General features: G+C 47.6%; 24 protein-coding genes and 2 tRNA genes. All 26 read right to left on the bottom strand.

The genetic code is table 11. From position 1 onward, the window contains the following. Positions 1-316 precede the first annotated feature (316 nt). Complete coding sequence (gene lysS, locus ADM98_RS17045; RefSeq protein WP_152911002.1) at positions 317-1,798, bottom strand: lysine--tRNA ligase; 1,482 nt, start codon at positions 1,796-1,798, stop codon at positions 317-319. Positions 1,799-1,959: 161 nt separating this feature from the next. Continuing rightward, positions 1,960-2,952, bottom strand: coding sequence for a tRNA dihydrouridine synthase DusB (gene dusB, locus ADM98_RS17040; protein ID WP_053454603.1), 993 nt, complete (start codon positions 2,950-2,952; stop codon positions 1,960-1,962). After that, the gene (folK, locus tag ADM98_RS17035; RefSeq protein WP_053454602.1) at positions 2,952-3,467 is read right to left on the bottom strand and encodes a 2-amino-4-hydroxy-6-hydroxymethyldihydropteridine diphosphokinase; all 516 of its coding nucleotides are present in this window, start codon (positions 3,465-3,467) and stop codon (positions 2,952-2,954) included. The genes dusB and folK overlap by 1 nt, the downstream gene beginning before the upstream one ends. Then, entirely contained in the window at positions 3,464-3,835 is a 372-nt protein-coding gene (gene folB / locus ADM98_RS17030; protein ID WP_053454601.1) for a dihydroneopterin aldolase, read from the bottom strand. Before folB ends, folK begins: the two co-directional genes overlap by 4 nt. Positions 3,836-3,837: 2 nt before the next feature. Continuing rightward, positions 3,838-4,623, bottom strand: coding sequence for a dihydropteroate synthase (gene folP / locus ADM98_RS17025; RefSeq protein ID WP_053454600.1), 786 nt, complete (start codon positions 4,621-4,623; stop codon positions 3,838-3,840). Next, complete coding sequence (locus ADM98_RS17020) at positions 4,620-5,459, bottom strand: aminotransferase class IV (protein ID WP_053454599.1); 840 nt, start codon at positions 5,457-5,459, stop codon at positions 4,620-4,622. The genes folP and ADM98_RS17020 overlap by 4 nt, the downstream gene beginning before the upstream one ends. After that, entirely contained in the window at positions 5,443-6,024 is a 582-nt protein-coding gene (locus ADM98_RS17015) for an anthranilate synthase component II (RefSeq protein WP_053454598.1), read from the bottom strand. The genes ADM98_RS17020 and ADM98_RS17015 overlap by 17 nt, the downstream gene beginning before the upstream one ends. Further along, complete coding sequence (locus ADM98_RS17010; protein WP_053454597.1) at positions 6,021-7,406, bottom strand: anthranilate synthase component I family protein; 1,386 nt, start codon at positions 7,404-7,406, stop codon at positions 6,021-6,023. The genes ADM98_RS17015 and ADM98_RS17010 overlap by 4 nt, the downstream gene beginning before the upstream one ends. 87 nt (positions 7,407-7,493) lie before the next feature. After that, entirely contained in the window at positions 7,494-8,438 is a 945-nt protein-coding gene (gene cysK, locus ADM98_RS17005) for a cysteine synthase A (RefSeq protein ID WP_053454596.1), read from the bottom strand. A gap of 80 nt (positions 8,439-8,518) precedes the next feature. Then, entirely contained in the window at positions 8,519-8,830 is a 312-nt protein-coding gene (locus ADM98_RS17000; RefSeq protein WP_023466564.1) for a hypothetical protein, read from the bottom strand. Positions 8,831-8,842: 12 nt separating this feature from the next. Further along, positions 8,843-9,766, bottom strand: coding sequence for an Hsp33 family molecular chaperone HslO (hslO, locus tag ADM98_RS16995; protein WP_053454595.1), 924 nt, complete (start codon positions 9,764-9,766; stop codon positions 8,843-8,845). A 10-nt stretch (positions 9,767-9,776) separates the two neighbouring features. Continuing rightward, the gene (locus tag ADM98_RS16990; protein WP_053454605.1) at positions 9,777-10,538 is read right to left on the bottom strand and encodes a type III pantothenate kinase; all 762 of its coding nucleotides are present in this window, start codon (positions 10,536-10,538) and stop codon (positions 9,777-9,779) included. A gap of 180 nt (positions 10,539-10,718) precedes the next feature. Next, a complete protein-coding gene (gene ftsH, locus ADM98_RS16985) occupies positions 10,719-12,722 on the bottom strand; it encodes an ATP-dependent zinc metalloprotease FtsH (protein WP_053454594.1) in 2,004 nt (667 codons plus the stop codon). A gap of 120 nt (positions 12,723-12,842) precedes the next feature. Further along, on the bottom strand, positions 12,843-13,388 hold the full coding sequence (hpt, locus tag ADM98_RS16980) for a hypoxanthine phosphoribosyltransferase (RefSeq protein WP_023466560.1): 546 nt from the start codon (positions 13,386-13,388) through the stop codon (positions 12,843-12,845). 33 nt (positions 13,389-13,421) lie between these two features. Beyond that, the gene (gene tilS / locus ADM98_RS16975; RefSeq protein ID WP_053454593.1) at positions 13,422-14,654 is read right to left on the bottom strand and encodes a tRNA lysidine(34) synthetase TilS; all 1,233 of its coding nucleotides are present in this window, start codon (positions 14,652-14,654) and stop codon (positions 13,422-13,424) included. A 71-nt stretch (positions 14,655-14,725) separates the two neighbouring features. After that, positions 14,726-14,797, bottom strand: a tRNA-Glu gene (locus tag ADM98_RS16970). 9 nt (positions 14,798-14,806) lie between these two features. Next, a tRNA-Met gene (locus ADM98_RS16965) sits at positions 14,807-14,883 on the bottom strand. A gap of 153 nt (positions 14,884-15,036) precedes the next feature. Beyond that, a complete protein-coding gene (locus ADM98_RS16960; protein ID WP_035413250.1) occupies positions 15,037-15,552 on the bottom strand; it encodes a S1 domain-containing RNA-binding protein in 516 nt (171 codons plus the stop codon). An 83-nt stretch (positions 15,553-15,635) separates the two neighbouring features. Beyond that, the gene (locus ADM98_RS16955) at positions 15,636-16,013 is read right to left on the bottom strand and encodes an FtsB family cell division protein (protein WP_053454592.1); all 378 of its coding nucleotides are present in this window, start codon (positions 16,011-16,013) and stop codon (positions 15,636-15,638) included. A gap of 65 nt (positions 16,014-16,078) precedes the next feature. Continuing rightward, positions 16,079-16,351, bottom strand: coding sequence for an RNA-binding S4 domain-containing protein (locus tag ADM98_RS16950; protein WP_023466556.1), 273 nt, complete (start codon positions 16,349-16,351; stop codon positions 16,079-16,081). Next, entirely contained in the window at positions 16,348-17,778 is a 1,431-nt protein-coding gene (gene mazG, locus ADM98_RS16945; protein WP_053454591.1) for a nucleoside triphosphate pyrophosphohydrolase, read from the bottom strand. Before mazG ends, ADM98_RS16950 begins: the two co-directional genes overlap by 4 nt. Beyond that, positions 17,775-19,322, bottom strand: a complete 1,548-nt coding sequence (locus ADM98_RS16940) for a putative polysaccharide biosynthesis protein (protein WP_053454590.1) — start codon at positions 19,320-19,322, stop codon at positions 17,775-17,777. The genes mazG and ADM98_RS16940 overlap by 4 nt, the downstream gene beginning before the upstream one ends. Then, the gene (gene mfd, locus ADM98_RS16935) at positions 19,319-22,834 is read right to left on the bottom strand and encodes a transcription-repair coupling factor (protein WP_053454589.1); all 3,516 of its coding nucleotides are present in this window, start codon (positions 22,832-22,834) and stop codon (positions 19,319-19,321) included. The genes ADM98_RS16940 and mfd overlap by 4 nt, the downstream gene beginning before the upstream one ends. A 56-nt stretch (positions 22,835-22,890) precedes the next feature. Next, the gene (gene pth / locus ADM98_RS16930; RefSeq protein ID WP_023466549.1) at positions 22,891-23,448 is read right to left on the bottom strand and encodes an aminoacyl-tRNA hydrolase; all 558 of its coding nucleotides are present in this window, start codon (positions 23,446-23,448) and stop codon (positions 22,891-22,893) included. A gap of 87 nt (positions 23,449-23,535) precedes the next feature. Continuing rightward, the gene (locus tag ADM98_RS16925) at positions 23,536-24,492 is read right to left on the bottom strand and encodes a ribose-phosphate diphosphokinase (protein ID WP_012368955.1); all 957 of its coding nucleotides are present in this window, start codon (positions 24,490-24,492) and stop codon (positions 23,536-23,538) included. Positions 24,493-24,547: 55 nt separating this feature from the next. Beyond that, a complete protein-coding gene (gene glmU, locus ADM98_RS16920; RefSeq protein ID WP_053454588.1) occupies positions 24,548-25,897 on the bottom strand; it encodes a bifunctional UDP-N-acetylglucosamine diphosphorylase/glucosamine-1-phosphate N-acetyltransferase GlmU in 1,350 nt (449 codons plus the stop codon). Positions 25,898-25,942 lie beyond the last annotated feature (45 nt).

Below are 25,942 nucleotides of genomic sequence, written 5' to 3'. Positions count from 1 at the left end.
TTTTGTATTCCGTAGAATACGTTTTTGCCTCATCGTTCAGTTTTCAAAGTTCGTCGTGTCGTTTTCAGCGACTTTAATATCATACCAGGTTATCAACTCGATTGTCAACAACTTTTTTGATATTTATTTTTGTGTGTCACGACCATTCGCGGCACAAGAAGTAATATACCATGGCTTTTCGAATCGTACAAGCGTTTTATTAGAAAAACATTTAAAAACTTTTATTTACCCGTTTTTTAACTTGATTATGCTTACGATCTCTTCAAAAAGAACGCTCCGTTCCTTCTATATAGAAAGAACGAAGCTGCTCCATTCATTAATTTTGTTGGTGACGCATCGTTGGGAAGAGTAATACATCACGAATCGATGGTGCGTTCGTCAACAACATGACGAGACGATCAATCCCGATTCCAAGACCGCCTGTTGGTGGCATACCGTATTCGAGTGCTTCAATGAAGTCTGTATCCATTTCATGCGCTTCATCGTTACCTGCTTCTTTTTCGACGAGTTGCGCTTCGAACCGTTCACGTTGATCGATTGGATCGTTCAACTCCGTGAAGGCATTCGCATGTTCACGACGGACGATGAATAATTCAAAGCGATCCGTAAAGCGTGGATCTTCAGGATTCTTCTTCGCTAATGGTGATACTTCAACAGGATGACCATAGACGAATGTTGGTTGAACGAGAGTTTCTTCTACTTTTTGTTCAAAGAATTCATTTAGAATGTGTCCTGTCGTCATATGCGACTGGACTTCTACACCGTGTTCATGCGCGAGTTCTAGAGCACGTTCGTTTGAAATCTGTTCAAAGAAGTCGACACCTGTTGCTTCTTTAACGAGATCAACCATGTGCGCACGTTTCCAACCCACAGATAGATCAATGATGTCTTCTCCGTAAGTGACCTGTGTTGTACCGAGTACTTCTTGCGAAACATGAGCAATCAGGTTCTCTGTTAAGTTCATGATGTCTTTATAGTCAGCATACGCTTCATATAGTTCGATCATCGTAAATTCTGGGTTGTGACGCGTTGAAATTCCTTCATTACGGAACACGCGACCGATTTCGTAGACTTTCTCAAGTCCACCGACGATCAAACGTTTCAAATGGAGTTCGATCGCAATTCGCATGTAAAGCGTCATGTCGAGTGCATTATGATGCGTGATGAACGGACGAGCCGACGCTCCACCCGCGATCGTATGCAACATTGGTGTTTCGACTTCCAAGTATCCTAAGTTATCAAGATATTGACGAATGCCGCGAATGACTTTACTCCGTGCGATGAATGTCTCACGTGATTCTTGGTTCGTAATGAGGTCAAGGTAACGCTGACGATAACGTTGTTCGATATCTTTTAATCCGTGATATTTATCCGGAAGTGGACGTAGTGCTTTTGTTAATAACGTAAATGCTGTGACGTGAACAGAAAGTTCACCAACATTCGTCTTAAACACGTATCCTTGAATTCCGACGATGTCACCTAAGTCACATGTCTTATAAATTTCATAGGCATCTTCCCCAACATCATCTTTACGGACATACAACTGAATTTGACCTTGAACATCCTGAACGTTCGTAAAGCCAACCTTTCCTTTACGGCGCGTCGTCATGACACGACCTGCGATCGCTACTTCCGGTTTCAGTTCAGCCAATTCTTCTTTTGTATGTTCACCAAATGATGCACGAATGCTCGCCGTATCCGTCGAACGTTCAAAACGTGCGCCGAATGGATCGAGACCTTGTTCACGCATGGCGTTCATCTTACCGAGACGCACCTGCATTTGATCGTTCATTTCCATATCCTGACTCACTGTCTTCACTCCTTTTAATAATGGTTCACGACGATTCCCTCGAATAAAAAGCTGCCGGAATGACCGACAGCCCTTTAGAAAACCGATACGCTCATCTTCAATGCAACTAGCGTACCACAAAACAACTCTGTCCGACTATACTTTACCTGTTAGGCATATGCTACGTCTTCTTCGAGCGTTTGTAAGTACTGCTGTAAGAGTTCAACGAGCCCCGCGTGCGTCTCGATATTGAATAACGCATTACGAACACGACCGTTCCCCTTCATTCCTTTCAAGTACCACGCGACATGTGTCCGCATTTCGCGCACTGCGAGTTCTTCTCCTTTTAAAGCGACTAAACGCGTAGCATGTAAAAGACAAATATCGATCTTCTCGCGTGCTGTTGGTTCTGCCGGAAGCGTTCCTGATTCAAGGTACTGGATTGTCTGATACAGCATCCATGGATTCCCGAGTGCTGCCCGTCCGATCATGACACCGTCGACACCAATCTCATCAATCATTCGTTTGGCATCTTGTGGGGTCTGAACATCCCCGTTTCCGATGATTGGGATATTGACCGCTTTTTTCGCTTCACCGATGATGTTCCAGTCTGCGACACCTTCATATTTTTGCGAACGTGTCCGTCCGTGAATGGCAACAGCCTTCGCGCCACCTGCTTCTGCTGCTTTGACGTTATCCACACAATAGATGTGATGACTGTCCCATCCGGTCCGCATCTTGACTGTTACCGGTTTATCGATTGCCTGCGTCACCGCATGGACCATCTCATAGACCTTATCTGGATCAAGCAGCCACTTTGCTCCGGCATCACTTTTCGTGACTTTTGGGACCGGACATCCCATATTGATATCAATGATATCGGCATTTGTGTTCGCCTCGACATATTGCGCGGCTTGAACAAGCGTCTCTTTTGAACCTCCGTAGATTTGAAGACTGAGTGGTTTTTCCCGTTCATCGACATAGAGCATCTGAAGCGTCCGTTCGTTCTCGTACAAGATTCCCTTATCGCTGACCATCTCGGCACAGACAAGTCCTGCACCGAATTCTTTTGCGATCAAACGAAACGCCGGATTACAGACGCCTGCCATCGGTGCCAAGATAACCTGATTTTTTAGTTTGATATCACCAATGTTCCATTCCATTACTGTTCCTCCGCTTCTAAAAGACCACCTAACTGCCGCACACCGTTTCGTTCCGACTCTGGTAACTGCTCATACAGCTGCTCGACACTTTGTCCAAGACCAGGAACGATTTGTTCTGCTGCAAGTTCACGTAATGGTGCAAGCACGAACGCCCGCTCTTGCATCCGCGGATGCGGGACGGTTAATCCTTCTAAATCAATTTGTTCTTCCGCATACAGCAAAATATCTAAGTCGAGCGTCCGCGGTCCATTTTTAAATAGGCGCTTACGTCCTTCAAGCTGTTCGATTTCCTGCAATCGTCCGAGCAATACATCGGCAGCATCCGTCGTTTGAATTGCGACGACCATGTTATAGAATAAATCTTGATTGAGATAACCGACCGGTACTGTTTCATAAATTGATGAAGCTTGAACATCATGCACAGAAGGTAATGCTCTCAGATGCGCAACCGCCGCTCTTAAGTGAGCCGCTTTATCACCGATGTTCGAACCAAGTGCAATATACGCGTACTTCATACATAATCCTCCCGGAGTCGATTGATTTCGACCGCCACATGTTCATAGTGTCCGGCAATCGGCGGATCCGGTTTGATGACTTTAATCGATGCTTCTTCAATCCGTCCGTCTAACGCAAAGACGGCTTTAGCAATACGATCCGCCAAGGCTTCGACGAGTTGGAGCGGTTCTCCTTCGACGACACGTTTCGTCGCTTCATACAATTCGGCGTAATTGACGCTTTTCGTCAAATCATCTGTTCGACCGGCTTCTGCCAATGCAAGTCCGATCGATAAGTCGACATTAAAGCGTTGACCCAGTTTTGTCTCTTCTGCGAATACACCGTGGTATCCATAAAAACGCATCCCGGTGACATGAATTCGATCCATCGTTATTCCCCCTTCGTCGCTGCCAACATGATATCCATCATCTGCGCTGCCCGTTTGACTTCTTTCACGTCATGCACACGCATCCAGTCACACCCTTGTTGAATGCCATAACAGACCGTCGCGATCGTTCCCTCAAGTCGTTCCTCCGTCGGGAGTCCGAGCGCAAGTCCAATCATCGATTTACGGGATGTCCCGAGTAAAACCGGATAACCGAAGTCCGTTACGATCGACAAGTGACGCATCAGATACAGATTTTCCTCATGCGTCTTCATGAAACCGATTCCCGGATCGAGCCAAATGTGTTCTTCTGCGACATTTGCCTGTTTCGCTAACCGAATCGACTCCTCGAGGTCAGCCCGGACTTCCGCGAGCATATCTGTTCCATGTGCCGTCTCTCGGTTATGCATCAAAATGATTGGAACATGATGTCGCGCCGCTACATCGACCATCGAACGATCGCCCCACTTCGAGCCCCACACATCATTAATGATATCTGCTCCTGCCTCAATAGCGGCTTCCGCGACGACCGGTTTATACGTATCAATTGAAACGAGCACATTCAATTCCCGTTTGATCCGCTTGATTACCGGTATGACACGTGCGAGTTCTTCTTCAATCGATACGAACGCAGCACCCGGACGCGTTGATTCTCCACCAACATCGATCGCATCCGCTCCGTCCGCAACCAGCTGACGTGCTTGGCGCACCGCTTGCTCGACATCCACATATTGTCCACCGTCTGAAAAGGAGTCCGGTGTTACGTTTAAAATACCCATGATGTAGGTCATCGTTGTTCCCTCCTTGTTGTCACATGTTCAACGGATTGATCAAACAGCGTCATGATCTGCGCATATCCTGTTCCATTAATTCCGGGGAAGGGGCGTCCATCGAGTGACGAGATTGCGACCGCTTCCTGAACAGAATTTGTATAAATGATCTCATCTGCTTCTTCGAGTTGCGGTAAATAAGCGAGACGTTCTTCGACTGGTAGGTGTTGCATCAAAAACTGACGGGTAATCCCATTCAGCGCTCCTGTCTCAAGCGCTGACGTATACCATGTGCTCCCGTAACGCCAAAAGATATTCGATGTAATTCCTTCGCACACATGACCTTCTTTCGTTAAGAACAACCCTTCCGCTTCTGGATTGAACAGCTGACGTTTCGCTACTAAATTATTCATGTAATGATGTGACTTCAAACGATATGTCGTCTCGGGCGTACTCCGCGGTAAACGAATCGTTTCGAGTGCACGTTCTGCTCGCTTTCGTGGAGCGATCGGTTTCGCATAGATCAATACGGTCGGTGTGTCGTAAGGGTCAATTGATAACCCAATCTCACGCGGACCAGCCGAGACATTCAAACGGATATAGAGGTCATTCGCCTCGTACACTTTATATAAATCCTGGATCGCTTGCCGTAACGCTTCTCGATCGTATGGTAGTTGGATCCCGAGCGCGATACAACTCATTCGTAAACGGTCGATATGATCATCGAATAAAAACGGATGACCGTTATAGGTCCGAAACGTCTCAAATACACCCATGCCATAGACGTATCCGTGATCGAGTGGTGAGATTCTTACCTCTTCTTCTCGTTTAATGGTTCCGTCATGCCAGAGATACATAATGCGTCAACTCCAAGAAATTTTTTAACATCTGTTTGCCGTCTCGCGTCAAAATTGCTTCTGGATGAAACTGCACACCGTGAATCGGTAACGTCCGGTGACGAAGTGCCATGATTTCGCCGCCTGCTTCTGCCGTCACTTCGAGCACTTCCGGAAACGTCTCACGTTCAATGACGAGTGAATGATAACGTGTCACCGGTGTTGCTTGTGGGATTTGTTCAAACATCCTTTGTCCGTCATGCGTAAGCGATGAGACTTTCCCGTGCATCAATTCCTTCGCTCGAATGACTTTCCCACCAAATACTTGTCCGATTGCTTGATGACCTAAGCAGACTCCTAAAATCGGTATCTTCCCAGCAAAGTAAGCAATCGCTTCTAAACTAATCCCTGCTTCATTCGGTGTACACGGACCGGGCGAGATAACGAGGTGATCAGGACGTAGCGCTTCGATTTCTTCAAGCGTAATCGCGTCGTTGCGAAACACACGAATGTCTTGTCCGAGTTCACCGAAATACTGGACTAAGTTATACGTAAATGAATCATAGTTATCAATCAGTACAATCATTGTGTTCCCTCCGCCGTTTCTTTGGTTACCCATAATGCTTTTGCCTTACTAAGTGACTCCTCATATTCACGTGCCGCATCGGAATCCGTAACGACTCCAGCACCCGCTTGGACATACGCCATCCCGTCTTTTGCAACGAGCGTTCGAATCAAGATGTTAAAGATGACATCATCTGCCCAGCTGATGAAACCAAGTGATCCAGTATAGATACCGCGTCTGACCGGTTCTAGTTCCTCGATGATTTCCATCGTCCGGATTTTTGGTGCTCCGGTGATCGTTCCACCTGGGAACATCGCAGCGAGCACTTGACTTCCGGAATGTTCCGGCGCCACTTGTCCTCTGACGTTCGATACGATGTGCTGCACATGGGAGTATTTCTCGATCACCATCAGCTCATCGACATGAACCGTACCATAACGACTGACACGCCCTAAATCATTTCGCTCTAAATCAACGAGCATCACATGCTCTGCCCGTTCTTTTTCGTTATCGAGTAAAGTTTTGGCAAGCCGTAAATCCTCTGCTTCATCCTTCCCTCGCGGACGTGTTCCGGCAATCGGTCGCGTCGACAGTTCGTCACCGATTTTTTCGACAAGCAATTCTGGCGATGCCGACACGAGTGTTAAATCCTCGTCAGCAAAGTAACCCATATAGGGTGAAGGATTGACCTGTCGTAATACATCATAGAGATGTTCCGGTGTCGTCCCGAGCGGTTCTTGTTGACGGACGGACAAATTGACTTGGAAGACGTCACCGTCCTCAATATACGATTTAATCCGGTGTGCGGCTGTCATGAACGCTTCCTGTCCGAAAGCTCGTTCCCGCTCACCTGATGAACCGGTCGCAGCAAACTGAGGCGCTCCTGTCTCAATACACCAACGCGTGATTTCTGTTTCAAGGACATGCACTGCTTCTTCTGCTGAATCACGTGTCACGGCAACGAACAATTGCTTCGTCTCCTCATCAAACACAGCGACTTCATCGTACCAATAGAACGATAAATCCGGCGTCTGAAGATCATCTACTGCCTGCACGGGTAACTTCTCTAAATAACGGACGGCATCATAACTCACGTATCCGGCAAATCCACCAAAGAACGGTGGCATCCCGGCAGGTCGAACAGATTCACGTTCGACTCGGAGCTGTTCGAGGACATCAAATGGATTCGCAATCGATGTTTCGACTTTTCCATCTGTCTCGATCGTCGTTATCCCGTCCTTCGTACGAATGTATCCGACAGGACGGATGGCGGCCATCGTATAGCTTCCGATCCGACCACTTTCAAGCCAGACATGTCCGGTTGTTCCAGTCGTCTGCTCAACGTAGCGATTATAGAATTGTTCTTTTGTCCATGGTATTGCTTTATATTTCGTCTGTCGCATGCGCGTCCCCCACTTCACACTATTCTGCTCTCATTATACGCAAAAAAGTACACGGAAGCCGAATGACTTCCGTGTACGTACTGTTGATTATTTTGATTGATCTGCTTCTTCCTCGACTTGATACAGTGGTGTACTTAAGTACCGTTCACCGTTCGAAGGAATGATCGCGAGGACATTTTTTCCTTTTCCAAGGCGTTTTGCTGTCTTGAGCGCTGCCGCAATCGCAGCACCTGACGAGATACCACCTAAGACACCGTTCGTCTTCGCTGCTCGACGTGCGTGCTCGAATGCTTCTTCTGTCGTGATTTGCTCGACACCATCATAAATGTCTGTATCGAGAATCGACGGTACGAATCCAGCACCGATTCCTTGCAATTTATGCGGTCCTGGTTTACCACCAGATAAGACGGGTGAATCCGTTGGTTCGACGGCAATGATTTCGATTCCTTTGAAAGCATCGCGTAACACTTTCCCAGCACCCGTGATTGTTCCACCTGTTCCGATACCCGCGATGAACGCATCGAGTTGCATGCCTTCGAACGCTTCGACGATTTCAGGACCTGTCGTTTTTTCGTGAACGACTGGATTGGCACCGTTATTGAACTGTTGTGGCATGAAGTAACCATGCTCTTCCGCTTCCGCTGTCGCGCGAGCAATCGCACCCTTCATCCCTTCAGGTCCTGGTGTCAGAATCAATTCTGCACCATAGGCGCGAAGCAACGTCCGGCGCTCCATGCTCATCGTTTCAGGCATGACGAGGATGGCGCGATACCCTTTCGCCGAAGCGACCATCGCAAGCCCAATTCCTGTGTTACCACTCGTCGGCTCGATGATCGTGTCGCCTTCTTTGAGTTGACCCGCTTCTTCTGCTGCCTCGATCATTGATAAGGCGATCCGGTCTTTTACGCTCGACCCCGGATTCATGTACTCCAGTTTCAGATAAACATCTGCATCCTCAGGACCCGTTAGATGATGTAACTTGACGATCGGCGTTCGACCGACTAAATCTAGTACTGAATTCGCAATACGCATGACCATTCCTCCTCATTAGTGAACCGCTTGAATTCCAAGTAATCCGATAGACTAATTATCAGCGGATTGGATGAAATCTGTCAATCAAAGCGTTTGACTTCCGGCTTTTTTCCATCTTTTGTCTGGCGTTCGACCGCTTCTTGAATCAACCGATCAATCGTCTGCTTCTCCTGCTCCGTGCGCATCGTCTGATAAACCATCGCTCGCGTGATCTTTTCATCACCGACTTCGGCAACGACATCCTCAAGCGGACCACCGATACTATCCTGAACGATTTTAGGAGAATCGACTTTCGGGAGCTCACCCATGAAGGCGTAAGCACCGGTCATGAAATTCGTCAACATTAAGATGAAGATCAACATCCACAAGTACTTAGGTTGTACATTCCCCATATCAGATCCCTCTTATGCTCTTTCGAGTGATTTTTCGCGAAGTTCCTCTAATTCTGGAACATCATAGTGATAATGTTCTGAACAGAAGTGACAAACAGCTTCCGCGCCACCATCTTCATCAATCATTGCTTGGATCTCATCTGGACCGAGTGCGATGATCGCTGTCGCTAACTTTTCGCGGTCACACGTACATTCGAACGAGACCGGAATCGTATCGAGGTGCTCATAGTCACCGAGAACGAGTTCGAGCATCTCTTCTGGTGTTTTTTCCTCACCGACAAGAATTGAGATTGGTTTAAGGGCTGCGACACGTTTTTCAAGCGCTGAAATCGTCTCTTCCGATGCACCTGGCATCAACTGAACAATCAACCCACCTGCTGCGATGACCGATTCGTCTTCTGGATAAACCAGTACACCTGCTCCAACGACCGATGGACTTTGTTCCGATACAGCGAAGTAATACGTGAAGTCTTCACTGATCTCACCTGTTTGAATCGGTGACTGACCACCGACGAAGTCACGTAGTCCAAGGTCTTTAATGACAGAAATGTTTCCGCGACCGACTGCTTCACCGACTTTTAATTTCGTCAGACCGTCTGCATTGACGTACGTATCCATCTCGACTCGTGGACGACTGACGTAGCCACGAACGACACCTTTTGCGTCGGCATCAACGATGATCTTCCCGATTGGTCCATCGCCTTCCACTTTCAACGTGACACGTGTATCGCCTTTTTGCATCGTACCCATCATTGCGCCGATTGTCAGTGTCCGACCGAGTGCTGCTGTAACGACCGGTGTCGTTTGGTGGCGGAGTTGTGCTTCATAAACCGTTTTTGTTGAACGGATCGCAAACGCACGGACTTCACCGTTGAAGCCTAACGCCCGTACTAAATAATCATCTTTTAATTGTGCTAATAATTCTTCACGTTTCATCTTGATTCCCTCACTTATTTCGTTCGTAGATAATCCGTAATCCATCTAACGTCAAGAATGGATCGACGACTTCAATCATCGTGGATTCCTCGCTAATTAATCGGGCTAAACCACCAGTCGCAATGACCTTCGCTTCACCCATTTCATCTTTCATCCGGTGGACGAGTCCGTCTACCTGTGCCACGTATCCAAAATACGTGCCCGACTGCATCGCATGGATCGTATTCCGTCCAATTGCTGACTGTGGCTTCGCAATTTCGATTCGTGGTAATTTTGCTGCCTTATTATAGAGTGCCTCGGTAGCAACCATCACACCTGGTGAGATGATGCCACCGTAATACCGTTTTTGTGCATCGATGTAACAATACGTCGTTGCTGTTCCGAAATCGACGATGATCATCGGTCCCTCGTATTTCGCTGTCGCCGCTACTGCATTGACGATTCGATCGGCCCCCACTTCACGTGGATTGTCGACTTTTAAATCAAGTCCTGTCTTAATTCCTGGTCCGATCAAGAATGGACGACGTTTGAAGTAACGCACACACATGTTTTCGAGTGGAAACACGACGGGGGGTACGACAGATGATAACACGATTCCCTCAACTTCTTCCACGTTTAGCTCTGCGTCGCGGAACAACGCCTTGACGAGCATACCGTATTCGTCCGTCGTACGTGTCCGGTCTGTCGCAATCCGCCAATGCTCAATCAACTCTTGTCCTTGATAGACACCTAAGACGATATTCGTATTTCCGACATCGATGACTAAAATCATTTGCTTATTTCCCCGCTTCTTCTCGATTTTCATTCTTTTCTCCATTCCAATTCTGCACGATAGGAATGATATACGTTGTGATTATACCATGCTCGTATAGCCACACCTACAGATGTGTATTCACCCATTCTGCAACAAAAAAGAACGGATTCGATGGTTATCGAATCCGTTCCCTTCGGATTACACTTGATCGTCGCGGCGCGGCGTATCTGGTGTATCCGTATCTACATTTTTTCCTTCATCAACGACTGAGCCCATTTGCGTTGGAGACTGTGTCGGTTGATCAACAGTTACATCTGTCGATTCCGGTGCTTTCTCTTCTGCTTTTGGAGTCGTTGCTTCTGGTTCATGTTTTTTGTATTCGCCTGTCTCTAAGAGATGGTGAATTTGTTTTTGATCGAGTGTTTCAACTTCAAGCAACGTCGTTGCAATCAAGTCGAGCTGATCGCGTTTCTCAGTCAGGATATCTTTCGCTTTTTGGTAACAGCGATTGATGATCGCTTGGATTTCCGTATCGATCTCGTGTGCAATCGCATCCGAGTAGTTCTGTTCGTTTTGGAAATCACGGCCGAGGAAGACGTTACCACTTTGACCTGATCCGAATTGAAGGGGTCCGAGTTTTTCACTCATCCCGAACTCCATGACCATTTTCCGTGCAAGACCTGTCGCACGTTGGAAGTCATTGCTTGCCCCAGTCGAGACTTCTCCGAAGACGATGTCCTCTGCAACACGACCACCGAGCAATCCAGTAATCTTGTCTTCGAGTTCCGGCTTCGTCATGAAGTAACGATCTTCTTTTGGCAACATGACGACATATCCACCCGCGTTACCGCGAGGAACGATTGTTACTTTGTGTACTTCATCCGCATCGTCGAGCGTGACACCGATAATCGTATGTCCTGCTTCGTGCCATGCGACAATCTTTTTCTCTTTCGGCGAGATGATCCGGCTCTTCTTCGCTGGTCCAGCGATAACACGGTCAATCGCTTCTTCGAGATCAACGATCGATACTTTATCACGGTCTGACCGAGCCGCAACAAGTGCTGCTTCGTTCAGAAGGTTTTCAAGATCCGCACCTGAGAATCCAGGTGTCCGTTGTGCGATAGCTTTTAAATCAACTGTCGAATCGAGCGGTTTATTCCGCGCGTGAACTTTCAAGACTGCTTCACGACCGACAACATCTGGACGGTCAACCGTGATTTGACGGTCAAAACGACCTGGACGGAGTAACGCAGGGTCAAGAATATCAGCACGGTTCGTTGCTGCGATCATGATGATGCCTTCGTTTTCACTGAATCCATCCATCTCAACGAGAAGTTGGTTCAATGTCTGCTCACGCTCATCGTGTCCACCACCGAGACCTGCGCCCCGTTGACGACCGACAGCATCGATTTCATCGATGAAGATGATACATGGTGCATTTTTCTTCGCGTTTTCGAACAAGTCACGGACACGTGATGCCCCGACACCAACGAACATCTCAACGAAGTCAGAACCTGAAATCGAGAAGAATGGTACGCCAGCTTCACCAGCTGCGGCACGCGCAAGCAACGTTTTACCTGTACCTGGAGGACCTACGAGGAGGACCCCTTTCGGAATACGGGCACCGAGTTTTGCGAATTTACGTGGATCTTTCAAGAATTCGACGACTTCGACGAGCTCTTGTTTCTCTTCGTCTGCACCGGCTACATCATCAAACGTAATCTTTTTCTTCTCTGTATCATAGAGGCGTGCCTTCGATTTACCGAAGTTCATGACGCGACCGCCACCACCGCCACCTTGCGCTTGATTAATCAAGAAGAAGAAGAGGATGAAGATGATGATGAATGGAACGATCGTCGTTAGCAGCGCGATCCAACCACCATTCGTTTCTGCTGCCTTAAAGTCCATTTTGACTCCTTGGCTTTTGAGTTGCGTGTAGAGATCCGTTAATTCTGTATCAACAGCCGGTACGACCGTCTCATACGTCGAATCTTTTTCACGCAAATCTCCTGTCACATTATACGTCTGCCCTTCATATTGGAAGGTAGCCGTCTTGATTTCACCTTTTTCAACAGACTCGACAAACTGTGTGTAATTGATTTCTTTGCTTTTGTTCACTGGACTCTGCAAGTATTGCAGAAACAAGATCAAAGCTAGAAAAATGACCCCAAACACGAGGGTATTCTTCACTGCTCGGTTCATCTTATGCCTCCTCTCCGCATCCATCTCGTTTTTCTAATGGATGAATACGAATCCTGGCGCGACAGGGCGCGCTTTGTAATTGGTTTCATCTTATCATGGGACAGACGAGATTAAAAATAATTAGCCACCGTAGACTGCAGGTTTTAAGACACCTACATACGGAAGGTTACGGTACTTCTCTTCGTAATCCAAACCATAACCGACAACGAATTCGTGTGGAATGACGAAGCCACTGTAATCTGCGTGCAAGTCATTCTTCCGTCCTGTCGGTTTGTCGAGCAATGTCACGATTTTAACGGACTTCGCTTTCCGGTACTTGAAGAGGTCTACGAGGTAACCAAGCGTCAATCCGCTGTCGATGATATCTTCGACAATCAAGATGTCGCGTCCTTCTACTGATGTGTTCAAATCTTTTTCAATCTTGACTTCACCTGTTGATGTTGTCCCACCGTGATACGTCGAAACGTCCATGAAGTCCATTTCAAGGTGCATATCCATCTTTTTGACAAGATCGGACATGAAAGGCATTGCACCTTTTAAGACACACACAAGCAACGGAAAACGATCGTGATAATCCGCTGTTAATTCGCCGGCGAGTTCGCCCACTTTATTTTGGATCTCTTCTTCTGAAATCAGTACTTTTTCCATATCGTTCATCAAGGTCATGCTAGGTATTCCTCCTCCATAATAAACACTACATTACCATTCTATCATTAAATAAGATTTTGCGAGGAGTTCAAATGACCCGAATATTGCAATTCGATGTCCAATGACGGCTAAAGTCACTCCATTTGCATCGACGACGACCGGCACTTGTTCCCGGAGATAACGTGGAACCTTCGCATCAATCAGAATTCGACTGACTTTTTTGGAACCAACAGCAAGTTGAATCCGATCTCCCGGACGTGGCGGACGTACCGTCAACGGAAACGCAATCGCGTCCAGTGGAATCCCGTGTGTTCCAATTGAGAAGCGAAGCATTTGTTCACCATAATGATACGTTCCCAAATTCTCCCCTACTTGAAACGGTAAATCGTCATTCATTGACCGCATCACACGATCTTGCATCAAAAAGCCATATGCACGTCGCATCCTCCAGTTTCCATAATACACTTCGTCCGAGCCCTTATCCACCCGAAGCCATGTAACAAAGTGACGAATCGTTTCGGAAGAAAACGTTTCACCCGTTAACGTCGGCAAGACGAGCCGTTGTAAATCCGTCGGCAATTCTAAAATCCGTGCTACCGGAATTCCGTTCTCTTCTTTGCACCGATCGAGGTAAATGGAAACGAATGTCGCCTGTTCGCGCATGATTTCCTGTCGCGCAAGTGCTGCAGCTGCTGTTGCCTGTTCAAAACCAGGACGAATGTCTCGCAACGGCGGAAGAATCGTATGCCGAATTTGATTTCGTAAATAGGTCGTTTCTGCATTTGATGCATCCTCTCGCCACGATACCTCATGTTGCCATGCATAATCGAGTAATGCTTGCTTCGATTCATGTAGTAACGGTCGATGTAACCAGCCGTCACCAAACGGACGAATGGCGGGAATGCCATCAATTTGCGCCTCTCCTCGAACGAGCTGAACTAGTAGCGTTTCGATTTGATCATCTTGATGATGGGCGAGAACAAGACGCGAGCGTCCTGTTTCTTCCATGATTCGCTCAAAAAACGCATACCGTGCTTCACGACAAGCTGCTTGCGAGCTCTTTCGTCCTGCCCAGTCTAAACGCGTCATGAAAAACGAAATCTTTCGAGTCGCTGCCCAGTCTTTGATAAAACGTGCTTCTTCGTCGGATGCTTCTCGTAATCCGTGGTGCACATGCGCAATCGCAATGTCGTACCCGTCTCGGTACAACCGATCGACGAGTACCATCGAGTCACATCCCCCAGACACTCCGACTAGGAGCGGTTCGAACGGCACACCTTCCATAACGACTTCACCCCTTTCCATTAAAACCTAAAAAAAGCTATCTCTATATAATAGAGATAGCTTTTTGAGAATGACCCGTACGGGATTCGAACCCGTGTTACCGCCGTGAAAGGGCGGTGTCTTAACCGCTTGACCAACGGGCCAAAAAAATATGGTAGCGGCGGAGGGAGTCGAACCCACGACCTCACGGGTATGAACCGTACGCTCTAGCCAGCTGAGCTACACCGCCATATTTTTAACTCGTGCGTCTTAAGCACATTTTCTATAATACGGGCAGGTCAAATGAAAGTCAACGCTTTTTATAAAAATAATTTCAAAAAAATAAAAGATGGAATGAACGGCGTCATTCCATCTCTATTCTTATAAAGAACAGGTCAGCAAGTTATTGACGTTTTGCGCCGCGTCCGCCACGTTTTGAATCCGTTTGACGTTTCAATGTAGCAAGACGATCTTCACTATCTTTCAGGAAACTAGACATCAACGTATCGAACGATTGTTCTTTGCGCGGTGGTGGTGTGTTACGGCCACCTTTGTTGAAGCCTCCACGGTTACCGCCTCCACGTGGTCCTTTGTTATCGAACGAACGTGGTCCGCGATCTTGTCCTGCTGGACGTGGTCCACGGTCAAACTGACGTGCCGGACGTGGGCGTTCACCTTCTGGACGATCGACGGCTTTTTTGATGGAAAGACCAATCTTACCATCGTTTTCAACACTTAAGACTTTAACGGTGATTTCTTGACCGACCGTTAATACATCATTGATGTCCTTAACATAAGAATCTGCCACTTCACTGATGTGAACAAGACCAGTTTTCCCTGTTGGTAACTCAACGAACGCTCCGAAATTCGTGATGCCTGTTACTTTCCCTTGCACTTTGCTGCCTACTTCAATCGACATAAATTGTATTGCTCCTTTTTAGTTGATTCGTTTCTTATTATACGAGTGATTCATTCTTTTTTCAATCAATCGGCAACCTTCAATTAGTCTTCAGGTGAAAAGTAGAAGATCGTTTCCCCTTTTTTCGAATAGAGCAACTCACTTCGAGCTAGGTTCGCCACATATTCTTTATCATTGAGACGACTGATTTCTTCTTTCAGACGAGCCGTTTCTTTTTTCGCTTTTGTCTGCTCTTGTTCAGCTACTTGAAATGACTGCTTTTGTTCTGCGATCAATTGCCGTTTTTCCATGTATGACCACCCCATGAGGGAAAAGATGAGCAAAAAGACGGTCAGACACAGGAAAAAGCGATTTTTGAGACGTCGACGGTTTTCGATGGCATTCTGACTCAATTGCTTCTTGCGGTCATTGAGCGGCTTGATCTTTGGCGTAGGACGCCCCGATTCGAGCGGTGTTGGCATATCATCCCTCCTCTTTCTGAGTGGTCATCCCTGACACTCTTAGTATACTTCCTTTTTCCGGTAAATCACATCGATTCTTCGGAATTCACCTTTTCTTCACGGATGATCTCATACATATCAGATGCTTCTTCTTTTTTCGCATGTTCTTTAATGCTCGATATAGCAACTGTGACGATCTTATTTCCGAACCGTATCGTCATCTCATCACCTGCTGCTACGGTACTACTTGCTTTTGCTACATTACCGTTGATCGTAATACGCCCTTGATCGGCGACTTCTTTCGCAAGCGTCCGTCGTTTGATCAGACGCGACACTTTTAAAAATTTATCAAGTCTCATGACTGTTCCTCCTGCTTCGCTTGATGCCAGAGTAAATCTTGTTCTTCAAGCGTCATCTCAACGAGCGGTCGATCCGCTAGTTGTTCCATCCGTGTAAAACGGCGAATGAATTTATCGTTCGTTCGTTGTAATCCCTCTTCTGCCGATAGACCGAGGTATTTTCCGACGAGTGCCATCGAAAACAGGACGTCTCCGAATTCTCCGAGTCGTTCTTCTAGTGCTGCTTCTTTCAATTCACGTAACTCTTCGATCACTTTTTCAAGTGCCCCCTCGACGTCTTCCCACTCAAAACCGACTTTCGCCACTTTCTTTTGAATAGCTTCTGCCCGCATCAAAGCAGGTGCTCCTTTTGTCACACCATCAAGCAAGAAAGTCCGCTCTGGTTTTTCTTGCGCTTTGATGTCTTGCCAGTTCGAAACGACATCTTCTGAAGAATCGACAGTCGTTTCCCCGAAAACATGCGGATGACGACGAATCATCTTATCACTGACGCTTCCGATGACGTCTCGAATATCAAAATAACCTTCATCTAAACCAATTTGTGCGTGGAGCATGACCTGTAAGAGGACATCTCCTAGCTCTTCTATCATTAAATTATCGTCCTGAAGGTCGATGGCTTCCAGTAATTCGTAAGATTCTTCGATTAAATGCCGTTTTAAGGACTCATGAGTTTGCTCTTGATCCCACGGACACCCACCTTCGCCACGTAAACGAGCGATAATCTCTTTTAAGGTCGAGAAGTCGCGATTCAACGTCTGCTCATCCGTAACCGGTGGTACATAGACCGTCGTTAAGTTACTGAGCGTCGTCACATGATCGAGTTCATACAACGGTACGTTTTGAACGGTTTGCTGACTTGTACCTGCTGCTGTGACAAGAGTGACCAAATGTTCATCCGGATACCGTTCCATCAACTGGACCTTTAAATCACCTGCGACAAGCGCATCATAGACTTGTCCAATCAGCAGATGTTGACGAATCTGTGCTTCATCAACGGCAAACGCTGTTGCATCAAGTAACTGGAATCCTTCAATCGGATCCACGCCAAGGGCTGCGAACATCGGATCGAGAAAACTTTGTCCCCCTACGACATCGACATTGTCTGTCCGTTGTAACAACTGTTGCACGGTACTCTCAGCGACTAATGGATGTCCTGGAACGGCGTAGATGATGTCCGTCGTTTCAGAAAGGTAAAGCAATTCCTCGACGATTTCTGTGTATACATCTTCAAACCGACTATGTCGTTCGTAAACCGAGTCAAATGATGTAAAGTTCATTCCCTCTGCTGCGAGTTCTGAAACGACCGGATGATCCATTGTCCGTAAATAGACAGGTTGTGTCGTATTTTTTAATAATCGATAGATGCCGAATGGCAATTGTTCCAGTTCGCCGACGCCAAGGCCGACGATCGTAATTCGGTGTGTCATATGCTCCTCCTACGTTGGTACATCTGATATAACTTATCTCCTAAAGGCAATAACGCCCACTCTTGTGCTGTTAATGTCCGGACGCGTAACGCCATACTGCCGTAAATGATGGCACCACCGACGACAAGGACGCCGACTTCGAGTGCCGCACCGATTCGTGTCTCAAGCTCAAATAGCTGAAAGAACGTTTCGATCAGATACAGAAACACACTCATGGCAAGCACAGGTAAGATCAGTCGGCGATAAAATGTGTTTCCTGCTGATACGCGACCGAACTTCCGATTCAATAAAATCCACTGAGCCGCCGCCATGACGGCAAAACCGCCAAATGTCGCCATACCCGCCCCGATCATACCATATCGGGGAATGAAATAGAGATTCAGAGCGAGCTTCGCCCCTAATCCGACAAGAACACCGACGAGCGCATATTTTTCGGCATCGACTGACTGCAGACAAGAGACAATCATCATCGCGATCGAAGCAGCAAATGACGTCGCTGCGAGCCAAATCAACCCTACTGTTCCTTCGTCATTTTGATATAACGCAATATTGAGCGGACGCATCACACCCATTAAACCGATCGTCGCTGCAGCGGCAATCAACAGACCGGAACGGAGCAGCGTTTCCAATTGTTGACGCATCATCCGTGGATCATGCTTTCGATATGCGGTCGATAAGGACGGAACGCTCGCAAGACTCATTGATGTCGCAAATAAAATCGCAAATTGCAATAATGGGTATCCACGATCGAGGACCCCTTTTTCGATTTTCGTCTCCGTCGTATTGCCAAGTAGATTGACGAACGTCAACCCGTCGATCAATTGCATCAACAATAAGGCAAGTGACGCGATACTAACTGCCACACCGCTTGTCACGAGCACCTTACCGACCCGTCGTACGTGAACACTTGAAAACACAGGACGACCGATCTTTCCTTTCGCAAAACGCAATAAAACGAATAACGAAACCACACTGCCGCCGATCGCCGTTAAATGAGCACTCGCACCAATCCAGTAAGGATCTGCCTGCATCGAGACACCGATATAGGTCACGAGCAACATCAGTCCGACGCGAACGGCATTTTCAGAGACTTGGGATACGGCAGTCGGTCGCATCTCAAGATCTGCTTGAAACATGCCTCGTAGAACGGCAATCACGGGCAGTAAGTAAAACGTACACGTCACTGCACGCAAGGGAACGACGAGTTTGTTATCCCCAAACCATCCGGCAAGTGTCGGGGCGATCCACCAACCAAGCACCCCGAAAAAGACGGTCATGGCAAGTAAGACATAAAAAATCGACCAGAGAACTTCTCGTTTCTCATCTGGGTGGTGAAGCGTCAATTTCGCCACGATGACAGGCAGCGCATAAATGCCGAGCGCTGCCGCAATCGCAAATAACGGATAGACGGTCTGATAGACATACAGTCCAAAGTCACCGGCAAGATTCTGATACGGAATCCGGTAAAAGAAGCTGAGTAATTTCGAGATATAACTAGAGATCGCAAGTAATGCTGCGCCTTGGGCAATCGTTCGTTTATTCATCGCGCGACGAGCCGGCGATCAAGTTCCGCCAGTAATTGTTCTGCCTGCATCGTCATCTGTTGCGTCGACTGTTTGTTGCGGTTCAGAGTTAAGACGAGTTTCTGCTCTTGTTGTCCCATACCTAGACCACGTCCCAGTGGAACGGTCCATTTAACGAAGTCTGCCACATCGAGTTGTTGTGTTGATTGGAGTGACAAGACGATTTCGATTTTCGGTTCGGTTTGTTTAACACGCTCGACACGTGCCCGTTCAGCGAAAATACGCATTCGTGTCAACTGGATCAAACGCGCGACTTCATCTGGGAACTCACCGAAACGTTCGAGCATTTCCGTTTCGAGTTGTTCGAGACTATCAACGGTATCCACATATTTCAAACGTTTGTAGAACTCGATTTTTAGCTCGGAGTCCGTCATGTAGTGTGATGGAATATAGGCATCAAGGCTGAACGTGAACTCAGGAACGAATTTCTGAACGCGTTTTTTACCTTTCATCCGTTCTTTCCGCTCTTCGACTGCTTCTGCAAGCATCTGTGAATAGAGATCGAAACCAACAGAATCGATGAATCCAGATTGTTGCGAACCGAGTAAGTTCCCAGCACCACGAATCGATAAGTCACGCATTGCGATTTTAAAGCCGCTACCGAGCTCCGTAAACTCCTTTATCGCCTGCAGACGACTTTCTGCAACTTCCGTCAATCGTTTTTGCGGACGGTACGTAAAGTATGAGTAGGCGACGCGACTTGATCGACCGACACGACCACGTAATTGATAAAGCTGCGATAAGCCCATTTGATCAGCGTCATGAACGATCAACGTATTGACGTTCGGGATATCAATTCCTGTCTCAATGATCGTCGTACTGACAAGGACGTCGGCATCTCCTTCGAAGAAGGCGATTAGCTGACTTTCGAGTTCGGTTTCCGTCATTCGACCGTGAGCCGTGACAATCCGCGCTTCCGGGACGAGTGCGCGAATCTCTTCTGCCTTTCGCTCGATGCCTTCGACACGGTTATACAGGAAGAATGCTTGTCCACCACGCCCGAGTTCCCGTTCGAGTGCTTCCCGCATGACGATCCCGTCGTATTCCATGACATACGTCTGGACCGGGTAACGGTTTTCAGGTGGTGTCTCAAGAACCGAAAGATCGCGAATCCCGATCATCGACATGTGCAATGTCCGCGGAATCGGTGTTGCTGTCAACGTCAAGACGTCGACGTTCGTCTTCAACTGTTTCAGACGTTCTTTGTGTTTAACTCCGAATCGCTGCTCTTCATCAATGATTAACAAACCGATATCAGCGAACTGGACGTCTTTTGACAGCACACGGTGTGTCCCGACGACGACATCGATTGTTCCCTCTTTTAATCCTTGTTTCGTCGCTTTTAATTCTGCTGGCGAACGGAACCGGCTCATGACCGACACACGAATCGGCCATTCACTGAATCGCTCAAGCATCGTTTCATAGTGCTGTTGCGCAAGAACGGTCGTCGGTACGAGCAACGCGACTTGTTTTCCAGACATGACTGCTTTAAAGGCTGCACGAATCGCTACTTCTGTTTTCCCGTACCCGACGTCGCCACACAAGAGACGATCCATCGGACGCGGACGTTCCATATCTTTCTTGATCTCAGCGATCGAGCGCAATTGATCGACCGTTTCCTCGTACGGGAACGAAGCTTCAAACGCCTGCATGTTATCATCGTCCTCTGGGAACGCAAAACCGACGGCCGCTTCACGAGCCGCATAGAGCTTAATCAACTCATCGGCGATATCTTCGACCGATTTTTGAACCTTCGCTTTGACCTTTTTCCATTCCGTCCCGCCGAGTTTATAGATCTTCGGCTCTTTTCCTTCAGCCCCGACATACTTTTGAATCAAGTCGATTTGGTCGACAGGGACATACAAGGAGTCCTCTCCCGCATAAACGAGATGGAGATAATCCTGATGATTACCGGCTACATCAATCGTCTTGATACCATGGTATCGACCAATCCCGTGATGAATATGGACGACGTAATCACCCGTCTTCAATTCCTGGTAACTCTTGATCCGTTCAGCATTCGTCAGCTTCGTCGTCTGCTTCCGGCGGCGCGCTGGTTGTTTGAAGACTTCCTCTTCCGTGATGACGACGAGACGTGCATTCGTCATTTCAAATCCACCATGAATTCCGCCAATTAGGATCGCGGGTTGACCACGGGTGATGCCTTCTTTCGTTACGATCGAGGCTTCAACCCCATAATCAGATAACGTTTGGCGCATCCGCTCGGCACGTTCCCGGTTACTCGCTAAGAAGACCATCCACATATCGGCACGGCGATACCGTTCGACTTCTTGCTTCAAGCGTTCCATCTGACCATGGAATGGTGCAATTGGTTTGATACTGAAATGGATTGCTGCACTTTCCGGTACACCGCTCCGGCGTGTCGGTAGCAGCGAGAGATACAATAACGGTTGCCCTTCAAAGACATGTGCCATTGGAACCGACAGGACATAATCACTGACGCTTTGGCCGCGTTCAATGAGCGATGCCATCCATTCCGCTTCTTCTGCATCCTGAACTTCTGCCGCTTCTTCAACACGTGCGACTTCATCGACGATCAAGACACTGCCCGTCACGTCTTGACGTAAGGTCGACGTGTAGAGGATTGGTGCATACTTCGCAAACTGCTTCGGTTGATCGCCGTTTTCTAACAACTCGACGTCATAGGCGATTCCTTCTTCGAGTGCCGCAAGGACTTCCGTACTTTGGACGCGCTCTTTCGTTGCTTCATAGAGACGACGGACTTTTTCACCCGCGTCCTTCAACTGATCCTTCGTCGCAAAGTGTTCAGCTGCTGGCATCAAACACGCTTCTGCGACGACACCAAGCGAGCGTTGGGTCTCCGCATCGAATGTATAGATTGAATCGACTTCCTCATCAAATAGGTCGAGCCGGTACGGACGTTCGACTGTGAGTGGATAGATATCGATGATACTTCCGCGAACAGCAAATTCACCTGGTGTCGTCACGGTCGCTGTCCGTTCATATCCAGCATCGACTAAGTCTTGGACGAAGTCTGGAATCGATAAGATATCGCCCGGTTTCACTTGTTTGACGTGTGATAAGAACGTCTGTGCATCCGGAACGTATCGACGTAAACCAACGAGCGGAATGATCAGGATTCCATCGTCCGTCGTCAACAAGCGATGCCGTGTCTCGATCCGCGTTGCCCGTAATTCCGGACTTGCCCCGTAGGAGAGTTCCGCCGCTAACGTCTCGTCGACCGGATACAGCATGACGTCTTCTTCTGGTACGAGTTCAATCAAATCATCGTATAACTTCTGTGCTTGGAACATATTATGCGTCACGAGCACGAATCGACGTTTCGTCTCCTGATAAATACCGGCGACGAACAGTGCTTTTCCACTATTCATCAAACCAGTAATCAACTGTGCATTGACACCATCTCGGAAGCGTTCCCGAACCGTCTTGATTTCAGGAATCGCTAGTAAAAGTTCTTGTAATTGTTTCATCTTCTTCCTCCTAAAACACGACAGCAAAAACGCTTTGGAACCCCAAAGCGTTGCGTTCAGTTATACCGATTCATCAAAGCAAGAAACGGTGTGTCTATGAAGTCCGTCGCTACATCGACAGACGCATTGAGTACATGTTGCAAGCTTCCTTGTTCCGCCTTCGAAAAATTCATCAATACCCAGTCGATGACTTGGATTGGTGCCGGTGGTCGACCGACGCCGAGTTTGAGACGCTTGATTTCCTGTGTACCAAGATGCTGGATTAACGACTTGACGCCGTTATGACCACCAGCACTACCTTTTGAACGTAAGCGTAGTTTCTCAAGTGGTAGATCTAAATCATCATAGATGACGAGAACATCTTCTACCGCAATTTTATAAAAATCAAGCAACGGTCGAACCGCTTCACCTGATAAGTTCATATACGTCAATGGCTTCACGAGTACGACACGCTCTCCGTTTATCATTCCCGTTCCGAAGAGGGCCTTAAACTTCGATTCTGAGAGCTTGATCCCGTGCTTCTCTGCTAAAGCATCAATCGCAAGAAAACCGATGTTGTGGCGTGTATTTGCATACTTTGCCCCGGGATTTCCTAATCCGACGATACATTTCATATCGATTCCTCATTTCTATTAAAAAAGTAAACGAACAAGGGTCCGATTTCAATAAACCGGACCACGTCGTTCGTATGCATCAATCAATCAGCTGAAGAGCGGGCTGATTGATTTCTGTTCGTGTACACGGATGATTGCTTCTGCAAGCAAGCGTGCCACAGAGATTTGTTTGATTTTACTTGCACATTCGCGTTGCGTCAAATCGATCGTGTTCAAGACAACAAGTTCTTCGATTGCTGAGTTCTCGATCCGTTCCATTGCTGGACCCGAAAGAACAGGGTGTGTACAACATGCATAGACTTGTTTCGCTCCGTTTTCGATCAAAGCGTTCGCTGCAAGTGTAATCGTACCTGCTGTATCGATGATGTCATCAATGATGATGGCAATCTTGCCATCGACTTGACCAACGATGTTCATGACTTCTGCGACGTTCGGTTTCGGACGGCGTTTGTCGATGATCGCGATTGGTGCTTTTAATTGTTCTGCTAATTTACGTGCCCGTGTGACACCGCCATGGTCTGGAGAAACGATGACGAGTTCGTTTGGATCGATGTTCTTTTTCTCGAAGTATGAAGCGAGAAGCGGTACACCCATCAACTGATCTACTGGAATATCGAAGAACCCTTGGATTTGTGCTGCATGGAGATCCATCGTCACGACGCGTGTCGCCCCTGCTACTTCAAGCAAGTTCGCAACGAGTTTCGCCGTGATTGGCTCACGTGAACGTGCTTTGCGGTCTTGACGCGCATAACCGTAATACGGGATGACGACGTTGATTGTCCGTGCAGACGCCCGTTTCAGTGCATCGATCATGATGAGAAGTTCCATCAGGTTTTCGTTGACTGGTTGGCTTGTCGATTGAATGATGTAAATATCATCCCCTCGAACACTTTCTTCGATGTTCATCGAAATTTCGCCATCACTGAAGTGTTTGACTGAACTTTCGCTCACCGGGATTCCGATGACTTTAGCGATTTCCTCTGCCAATGGTTTGTTCGAGTTGAGTGCGAAAATACGAATTTCATGTTCTAAGACAGTAGACATGTGTAGGTGGCCTCCATTTGTTTGGGTTTAGACGAGTAGAGCGACAAGTAATGAATTAACGATAATCAGGTTTCGTCGTTTGACGTTCCCGTGCGATCGCGAGACCGTTTTCCGGTACATCATCTGTGACGGTTGATCCGGCAGCAACAAGGGCATTCTTGCCGACCGTGACCGGTGCGATCAAGTTGACGTTACAGCCAATAAAGGCATCGTCCTCAATGATCGTCTGGAATTTATTTTTCCCATCGTAATTGACCGTGATTGATCCACAACCAAGATTGACGTTGTCGCCGATCGTTGCATCTCCGACATAGCTCAAGTGTGCTGATTTGCTACCTTCGCCAAACGTTGATTTCTTGATCTCAACAAAGTTTCCAACGCGTGTGTTTGCACCAAGTACTGCTTGTTGACGTAAATGCGCGAATGGACCGACTTGCGCCGTCGGACCGATCTTGCTATCCGTGACAACTGATTGACGAACAATTGCGCCATCAGCCACTTCACTATCGCGGATATCCGAGTTCGGACCAATCGTACATTCTGAACCAATGACGGTGTGACCAAGTAACTGTGTACCCGGATAGAGAACGGTATCTGAACCAATCGTAACGTCCGGTCCGATATACGTCGAAGATGGATCAACGAAAGTGACACCTTGACGCATCCAGTACTCATTCGTCCGCTTACGCATTGACGTTTCCGCTTGCGCCAGTGCGACGCGGTCGTTAACACCGATTGTCTCTTCAAACGTAGGTGCCGCATAAGCTGCAATTGTTTCGCCTGCTGCTTTTGCAAGTTCGATCACATCTGGTAAGTAATACTCACCTTGTGCGTTGTCATTCTTAACCTGTTTCAGCGTCGCGAACAGCATTTCGTTATCAAATACGTACGTGCCTGTATTGATTTCTCGAATCGCGAGTTCTTCTGCATTCGCATCCTTATGCTCGACGATTTTCGAGACGTTTCCATCTTCACCACGAACAATTCGTCCGTAACCAGTTGGATCGTCAGCAAGTGCCGTCAAAACAGTCACTTTTGCGTTTGTCTCCGTATGATGTTGAAGCAATGAAGCCAGTGTCTCACTCGTCAAGAGTGGTGTATCGCCACAGACGACGAGAGTTGCTCCTTGTTCGTTCCCAAGTACGGGTTCTGCCATTTGAACAGCATGACCTGTGCCTAGCTGCTCACTTTGAAGTGCGTATTCCACCGATGTGCCAAGCACTTCTTTGACGGATTCTGCACCATGACCGACGATGACGACCTGTCGCTTGACGCCGAGCGTCGCTAATTGATCGACGACGTGCTGTACCATAGGTTTCCCAGCGACTGGGTGAAGTACTTTGTAAAGCTTCGATTTCATCCGAGTTCCTTTACCCGCTGCTAGAATTACCGCGAAATGATTCATCCTTGTCGCTCCTCCACGTAAATTAGTGTTGATTTCGTTCTGAAA

It is taken from the genome of Exiguobacterium sp. BMC-KP, assembly GCF_001275385.1.
GTDB lineage: Bacteria > Bacillota > Bacilli > Exiguobacteriales > Exiguobacteriaceae > Exiguobacterium_A.
This window is presented reverse-complemented; position numbering and strand designations above follow the sequence as displayed.

Coding starts and splice junctions, on each gene's coding strand:
- dusB (WP_053454603.1), bottom strand. CDS start 2,952: ATGGAATGGAACATTGGTGATATCAAACTAAAAAATCAGGTTATCTTG.
- pth (WP_023466549.1), bottom strand. CDS start 23,448: ATGAAATGTATCGTCGGATTAGGAAATCCCGGGGCAAAGTATGCAAAT.
- glmU (WP_053454588.1), bottom strand. CDS start 25,897: ATGAATCATTTCGCGGTAATTCTAGCAGCGGGTAAAGGAACTCGGATG.
- folK (WP_053454602.1), bottom strand. CDS start 3,467: ATGAAGTACGCGTATATTGCACTTGGTTCGAACATCGGTGATAAAGCG.
- lysS (WP_152911002.1), bottom strand. CDS start 1,798: ATGGAAATGAACGATCAAATGCAGGTGCGTCTCGGTAAGATGAACGCC.
- hpt (WP_023466560.1), bottom strand. CDS start 13,388: ATGACCTTGATGAACGATATGGAAAAAGTACTGATTTCAGAAGAAGAG.
- ADM98_RS17020 (WP_053454599.1), bottom strand. CDS start 5,459: ATGTATCTCTGGCATGACGGAACCATTAAACGAGAAGAAGAGGTAAGA.
- cysK (WP_053454596.1), bottom strand. CDS start 8,438: ATGCGTATTGCGAATTCAGTACTAGATTTAGTCGGTCGAACGCCGATC.
- ADM98_RS16955 (WP_053454592.1), bottom strand. CDS start 16,013: ATGCCAACACCGCTCGAATCGGGGCGTCCTACGCCAAAGATCAAGCCG.
- mazG (WP_053454591.1), bottom strand. CDS start 17,778: ATGACACACCGAATTACGATCGTCGGCCTTGGCGTCGGCGAACTGGAA.
- ADM98_RS17010 (WP_053454597.1), bottom strand. CDS start 7,406: ATGCGACAGACGAAATATAAAGCAATACCATGGACAAAAGAACAATTC.
- ADM98_RS16960 (WP_035413250.1), bottom strand. CDS start 15,552: ATGTCGATTGAAGTAGGCAGCAAAGTGCAAGGGAAAGTAACAGGCATC.
- ADM98_RS16940 (WP_053454590.1), bottom strand. CDS start 19,322: ATGAATAAACGAACGATTGCCCAAGGCGCAGCATTACTTGCGATCTCT.
- hslO (WP_053454595.1), bottom strand. CDS start 9,766: ATGAAACGTGAAGAATTATTAGCACAATTAAAAGATGATTATTTAGTA.
- ADM98_RS16950 (WP_023466556.1), bottom strand. CDS start 16,351: ATGAGACTTGATAAATTTTTAAAAGTGTCGCGTCTGATCAAACGACGG.
- ADM98_RS16925 (WP_012368955.1), bottom strand. CDS start 24,492: ATGTCTACTGTCTTAGAACATGAAATTCGTATTTTCGCACTCAACTCG.
- ADM98_RS16990 (WP_053454605.1), bottom strand. CDS start 10,538: ATGATTTTAGTCATCGATGTCGGAAATACGAATATCGTCTTAGGTGTC.
- ADM98_RS17015 (WP_053454598.1), bottom strand. CDS start 6,024: ATGATTGTACTGATTGATAACTATGATTCATTTACGTATAACTTAGTC.
- ftsH (WP_053454594.1), bottom strand. CDS start 12,722: ATGAACCGAGCAGTGAAGAATACCCTCGTGTTTGGGGTCATTTTTCTA.
- ADM98_RS17000 (WP_023466564.1), bottom strand. CDS start 8,830: ATGGGGAATGTACAACCTAAGTACTTGTGGATGTTGATCTTCATCTTA.
- folP (WP_053454600.1), bottom strand. CDS start 4,623: ATGACCTACATCATGGGTATTTTAAACGTAACACCGGACTCCTTTTCA.
- mfd (WP_053454589.1), bottom strand. CDS start 22,834: ATGAAACAATTACAAGAACTTTTACTAGCGATTCCTGAAATCAAGACG.
- folB (WP_053454601.1), bottom strand. CDS start 3,835: ATGGATCGAATTCATGTCACCGGGATGCGTTTTTATGGATACCACGGT.
- tilS (WP_053454593.1), bottom strand. CDS start 14,654: ATGGAAGGTGTGCCGTTCGAACCGCTCCTAGTCGGAGTGTCTGGGGGA.